The sequence below is a fragment of the Nitratifractor sp. genome (genome assembly GCF_015487065.1).
Lineage (GTDB): Bacteria > Campylobacterota > Campylobacteria > Campylobacterales > Sulfurovaceae > Nitratifractor.
Genome location: NZ_WFQN01000160.1, coordinates 1 through 5,512, shown reverse-complemented (window position 1 = coordinate 5,512; position 5,512 = coordinate 1). Strand labels below are relative to the sequence as shown.

Here is a 5,512-nt window from a genome sequence, read left to right as displayed (position 1 = left end):
CTCATGGAGATCCTCGAAGAGCTGGGGATCGACGCCTTTATCCCCAAGGAGCAGAAATGCTGCTCCGCTCCCGCCTATTTCACAGGAGATTTTCATACCGTAGAGACCCTCAGCAAACAGAACATCGAATATTTCGAGAGCTTCATCGACGAGGTGGAGGCGATCATCATCCCCGAGGCCACCTGCTCGGCGATGATCAAGCACGACTGGGAGGTCTTCTTCCGCAACCGGGGCATGAATGATTGGGCCGAGAGAGCCCGCAAGCTCAACGAAAAGATCTTCATGGCCACCGAATGGCTGGAGGAGCAGACCGATCTCAAGGAGCGTCTGGCCGCCAAAGGGGTCACCATGCCCCAAAGTGTGACCTACCACGACGCCTGCCACGCCCGAAAGGTCCAGGGAATCTGGCAGCAGCCCCGTTCACTCCTGAGCCAGAACTATGAGATCAAAGAGATGAGCGACCCCAACCGCTGCTGCGGCTTCGGCGGTGTGACCATGCAGACTGAAAAATACCATCTGGCCGAGGCCGCCGGCCAACCCAAGGCCGCCATGATCGATGAGACTGGTGCCCAGATCGTCAGCGCCGAGTGCAGCGCCTGCCGCATGCAGATCTCCAACTCACTCCATCAGGCTGATGTGGATGTGGTTTTCAAAAACCCGGTAGAGCTCATCGCCGAAGCGCTGAAGGCATCGAAGGCGGAGCCTTCGTAGGAAGAAGTTAGAAGTTTTAAGTTGAAAAATGTAGCGTGGGTTTGCCAATCCACGAAAAAAAAGTTCGCTACTACCAAAAAAAGTGGGATAGCAATCACACTACGGCGTTTCGTCATTCCGGGCTTGACCCGGAATCCAGGACTTAGAACACCCATCGTGCCGTGGATCCCGAATCAAGTTCGGGATGACGGAGAGAAATCGTTTCAGCTTTTTAAAGCACTCAATCAGGACTTTGGTTGGCGTTGCTTTGCAACGTTTTTACTCAACGGACCCTAAAAAGCTCTATTGCTCAATACCAATCCGAAAAGCAGATCTCAATCGCCACGCCAAAGGCGCTTCCCAATGACCGATAACTCATAACCAATGACGCTGCCAAAGGCAGCCTCAATCCATCACCACCTCAAAGACATTCTCTCCTTTTTCTTTGTCATAGCGGTAGCGGAAGCCGTAGCCCAACTTCTCCAGGATATTGGCAACAATGTAAAGCCCCAGCCCGAAACCGTGGCTGCGCTTCTCCTCCTGACTGAAAGGCTCGATATAGTAGGAGAGATCTTCTTTGAGCGGATCGCCCACAGAACGGACTTCGATCCGGTTTCCTACCGTCACCAGATTGACATGGTGGTCCGGACTGTACTTGATCCCGTTATCCAAAAGATTTTTGAGTACCAGTGCCAATAGTTTCACATCGGTATGCAGAGGGCGGTCGGTGTAATGCAGGGTGTATTTCTCTGGATCGGTCATCAGAACCCGTTCCGTCCGCTCCAGCACCTTCTGCAGGGTCGTATCCTCTTTTTCCGGAGCGAAGTTGTACATCGTGATCCGCTCCACCTCCGCCAGGTCGCTGATGAGCTCGTTCATCCGCTCGAAGGCGTTGGTGAGTACCTGCTTGGCCATCGGATCGTCGATGGTCTCCACGATGATCCGGCCTTTGGTGATGGGGGTCTTGAGCTCATGCATAATATTACGCATAAAAAGATTTTTGGAACTCATTAGTTGTTTGATATGATGGATCGCCTTGTCGAAGCTTCGGGCGATCTTTCCGATCTCGTCATCGCCGCTCTCCTCGATCTTCACCTCCAGATCTCCCGCCGCAAACTGCTCAATCTGACGATGCAGTTTCTTAAGAGGGTAAAGCTTGCGCAGAACCATCACATACATAAAGAGCAGCAAAACCCCCAAAATCGTAGCAATCGTCAACAGGAGTTTGTAGATATAGTCCTGGGGCTGTTTGTCAAGCAACATCAGAAGATAGTCATACCGGTCCACATAGATATAGGTGTGTTTTGGTGTCCGAAAGACCCGGACATTTCCATAGACCGAGCGGCCACTGAAAATGGTCCGTCCCTGAGTTTCGATCTCCTTTTTCACCTTTTCCGGATCAATGGGCTCCAGACCGTATTTTTTGTAAAGTTTTTTTAGGGTGACACTGTTTTTATCCAGTTTTTCCCGGGTCAGAAAGGTATCGGAGATCATTTTATAACGGTTGATCTGCTGGAGTTTGCGCTGCTCTTTCCCCGAGGAGAGGAGGTAGAAGAAGGTCGCTCCCAGCACCACGATCGCGATAATAAAGATCGTATGGATGAAGGTGGTGACGGAGACGTTTTTCATACTTTGTCGGTCAGCAGATAGCCTACGCCGCGTACCGGCCGAATGTAGGTATGGTCAGGGTCGATCTTGGCGATCTTGTGGCGGATCCGGGAGATGATGACGTCGATGTTTTTGACGGAGCTGGCATCGTCGATATGTTCACTCTCATAGAGTAGCTGCTCCCGGCTCACCGCCGCGTTCATATGCTGGATCAGCATCGCCAGCACGTCAAACTCCGCTGCCGTCAGTTCCAGGGGGATGCCCTTGAAACGGATCACCCGCCCCTCCTTGTCCAGATCGAAGAGGGACTCTTCTTTCTTCTTGCTCCCGCCGGTTCGGCGCAGAATCGTTTTGATCCGGGTGACCAGCTCCCTCGGATCGTAGGGTTTGGGCATATAGTCGTCAGCCCCCCGTTCCATCCCGATCACCTTGTCGGTGATATCGTCCCGGGCGGAGGAGATGATGATGGGAATATCCGATTTCTCCCGGATCTTCTCCACCACCTCCAGACCATCCATCCCCGGCAGGGTCAAGTCCAGGATCACCAGATCGAAATCCTGCTGGGTCAGGGTCGAGAGGCCGATATAGGGATCCTCCACCGCCGTCACCTCCATCCCGTATTTACTGAGATAGCTGCTAAGCACCATCGCCAGTTCGGGGTCATCCTCGATAATGAGGATCTTCATCTTGTCATTGCCCATCTCACTCCCTTGATTGACAGTTTTACAGTTTTGGTTAACAAATCATAGCACGCCTGGGATAAAAGCGCTACGTCACTCCACATCGCTGCTATAGGTCAGATAGATCTGCGTCGCGGCAAAGAGGAAGGTCGTAATCGCCGGTCCGAGGATCATTCCCCAGAAACCGTAGGTACTCATTCCCGCGATAATGGAAAAGAAAATCACCAGTTCGTTGATCCGGGTTTCGACATGCAACAGCTGCTCTTTGATCATCTTGATGATGATCGGCTTGACAAAGGTATCAGCAATGACCGAGATGACGATGACAGAATAACCGGCGATCGCCAAGGCCACGTTCCCCCCCAGTTCACTCCAGGCATAGAGAGAGAGGGGGGCCCAAACCAGGGCTCCTCCCACAACGGGAATCAGGGAGGAGAAGCCGTAGATTGCTCCGAAAAGCAAGCCGTCAAAACCGAAATAGCTGACGAAGATTCCGAAGAGGAACCCTTCAAAGACCGCCGTGACGATGATGGAATAGATCACCACCTCCATCGTAGAAGAGACCTCATCCACCATCTGCCGGCTTTCACGGGCGGGCGCGGGAATCAATGCTTCCAGGAGGGCGATGAAGCGCTCCTGATAGTAGACCACCGCGGCATAAAAGGTGATCACCAAGACCACATCTTTGACAAAACCGATCCCCTTGCTCCCCATCTTGGTGAGATAGAGTGTAATCTCCTTCAAATAGGGGGTTACCTTGTCCGCCTGGAGATACTGATCTACCCAGTGGTTGACATAGGGAATATGCTCGGTCAGGCTTCGAATCTTGGCAAAGATCTCCCGGATCGTAGCCTGATCCAGACGGGTCAGATACTCCACCCCGGTCGTGGCGATATAGGCGATAGGAGCCAGAATCAACAGGATCAACAGCAGGACCATCACCAGTGTCGCCAGTTTACGGGAACGCAGTGTCTTGGCAAGGTACTGGGTCAGGTTGCTGGTCGCCATGGCCAGAAGCACCGCAACGACCATGCTGAGCAAAAAAGGCGCATAGATGGAGTAAGCCCCCCAGAGAGCCAGGCCAAAGAGAATCAAAACAAAGAGTGTCCGTCTATCCAAAAAGTCCCCCTTCCGCCGGTGGCGGTGTCAGCCTGAAAAGCTCGTAGCTCCTGGGGGTGGCGATCCGTCCCCGGGCTGTCCGTTCGATATAGCCGTTGGCGATCAGGTAGGGCTCGATCACCTCTTCGATGGTCCCCTCATCCTCGCTCAGAGCCGCCGCGATAGTACTGAGCCCCATGGGACGGCCTTTGGCTGAAATGAGCAGTTCCAGCAAGCGCAGATCCTGTTCGTCAAAGCCGATATGGTTCACCCCCAGCTGATCCAGCCCGTAACGGGCGGTTTTGAGCGAGATCTCCGTCTCATCGGCCACTTCGGCGAAATCCCGTACCCGGCGCAGGAGCCGCAGCGCGATCCGGGGGGTTCCCCGGCTGCGGCGGGCGATCTCCAGTGCCGCCTCTCTGCCGATTCCGATGGCCAGTTTCTCCGCCGCCTGCTCTACAATCCGCGCCAGCTCCTCCGCGCTGTAAAACTCCATCCGGAAGTGCATCCCGAAGCGTTCCCGAAGCGGGTTGGAGAGCATCCCCGCCCGGGTCGTCGCGCCGATCAGGGTGAAGCGGGGCAGGTCGATCTTGACCGCCTGGGCCGCCGGACCGCTGCCGATGATGATATCGAGGCGATAATCCTCCATGGCCGGATAGAGGATCTCCTCGATTGCAGGGCTCATCCGGTGAATCTCGTCGATAAAAAGGATGTCCCCCTCCTCGATGTTGGTCAGCAGCGCCGCCAGATCTCCCGACTTTTCGATCATCGGCGCGGCGGTGGTCTTGATACTGGCCCCCATCTCGCTGGAGATGATATTGGCCAGGGTGGTTTTGCCCAGGCCTGGAGGGCCGAAAAAGAGGATATGATCCAGTGCCTCGGAACGTTTCAACGAAGCCTGAATAAAGACCTGAAGATTCTTTTTGATCTTCTCCTGCCCCACATATTCGTCCCAGCTCGAGGGCCGCAGGGTACGCTCATAGCCGCTCTCCCCCTCAAAACGCTCGAACTCGACGATCCGTTCCATCAGTTCGCTCCTTTGGGAGCGAAAATGAGGAACCGATCCCGTAGCGTGGGATTGCCATCCCACGAATTGGTGAATGGTGAATGGTGAATGGTGAATGATTTCGGTAGGCGCTGTTCCACAGCGCTTCTATTCAAACGACCAACGACCAACGACCAACAACGAATAAAATTGCCGAAGGCAACACTTCTTGCGACTTGCGACTTGCGACTTGCGACTCTCTCTCTGCCGACTCCATTCAAACGAATAAAAGCGCTGCAGGCGTCCCCAATGACCAATGACCAATGACCAATAACCAATAACGGCGCTGAAAGCGCCATCGGTTCCTCATTCCTCATTCCTCATTCCTCATTCAATAAGAGTGCTCATCGTCAGGAAAGGCTCGACTCCGCACTTCCTCCCGGTACTGCCG

At 54.0% G+C, this 5,512-nt stretch carries 5 protein-coding genes; 1 reads left to right on the top strand and 4 read right to left on the bottom strand.

Annotation, left to right across the window (positions count from 1 at the left end):
- Positions 1 to 711 (top strand): (Fe-S)-binding protein (locus F8I07_RS09080; RefSeq protein ID WP_292658646.1); only part of this gene is annotated, 711 nt, incomplete at its 5' end.
- Positions 712 to 1,095: 384 nt separating this feature from the next.
- Here F8I07_RS09080 and F8I07_RS09075 read toward each other — a convergent pair.
- From F8I07_RS09075 to ruvB, 4 genes are all read right to left on the bottom strand, one after another.
- A complete protein-coding gene (locus F8I07_RS09075) occupies positions 1,096 to 2,319 on the bottom strand; it encodes an ArsS family sensor histidine kinase (protein WP_292658644.1) in 1,224 nt (407 codons plus the stop codon).
- Positions 2,316 to 2,999 carry a response regulator transcription factor gene (locus tag F8I07_RS09070; RefSeq protein ID WP_292658641.1) on the bottom strand — a complete coding sequence of 228 codons (684 nt, stop codon included), beginning with the start codon at positions 2,997 to 2,999 and terminating at the stop codon, positions 2,316 to 2,318. Before F8I07_RS09070 ends, F8I07_RS09075 begins: the two co-directional genes overlap by 4 nt.
- Positions 3,000 to 3,071: 72 nt before the next feature.
- Positions 3,072 to 4,097: an AI-2E family transporter gene (locus F8I07_RS09065; RefSeq protein WP_292658638.1), complete on the bottom strand. Its 1,026-nt coding sequence runs from the start codon at positions 4,095 to 4,097 to the stop codon at positions 3,072 to 3,074.
- Positions 4,090 to 5,103 (bottom strand): Holliday junction branch migration DNA helicase RuvB, encoded by a 1,014-nt coding sequence (gene ruvB / locus F8I07_RS09060; protein WP_292658634.1) that lies wholly within the window; start codon positions 5,101 to 5,103, stop codon positions 4,090 to 4,092. Before ruvB ends, F8I07_RS09065 begins: the two co-directional genes overlap by 8 nt.
- Between the last annotated feature and the right edge of the window lie 409 nt (positions 5,104 to 5,512).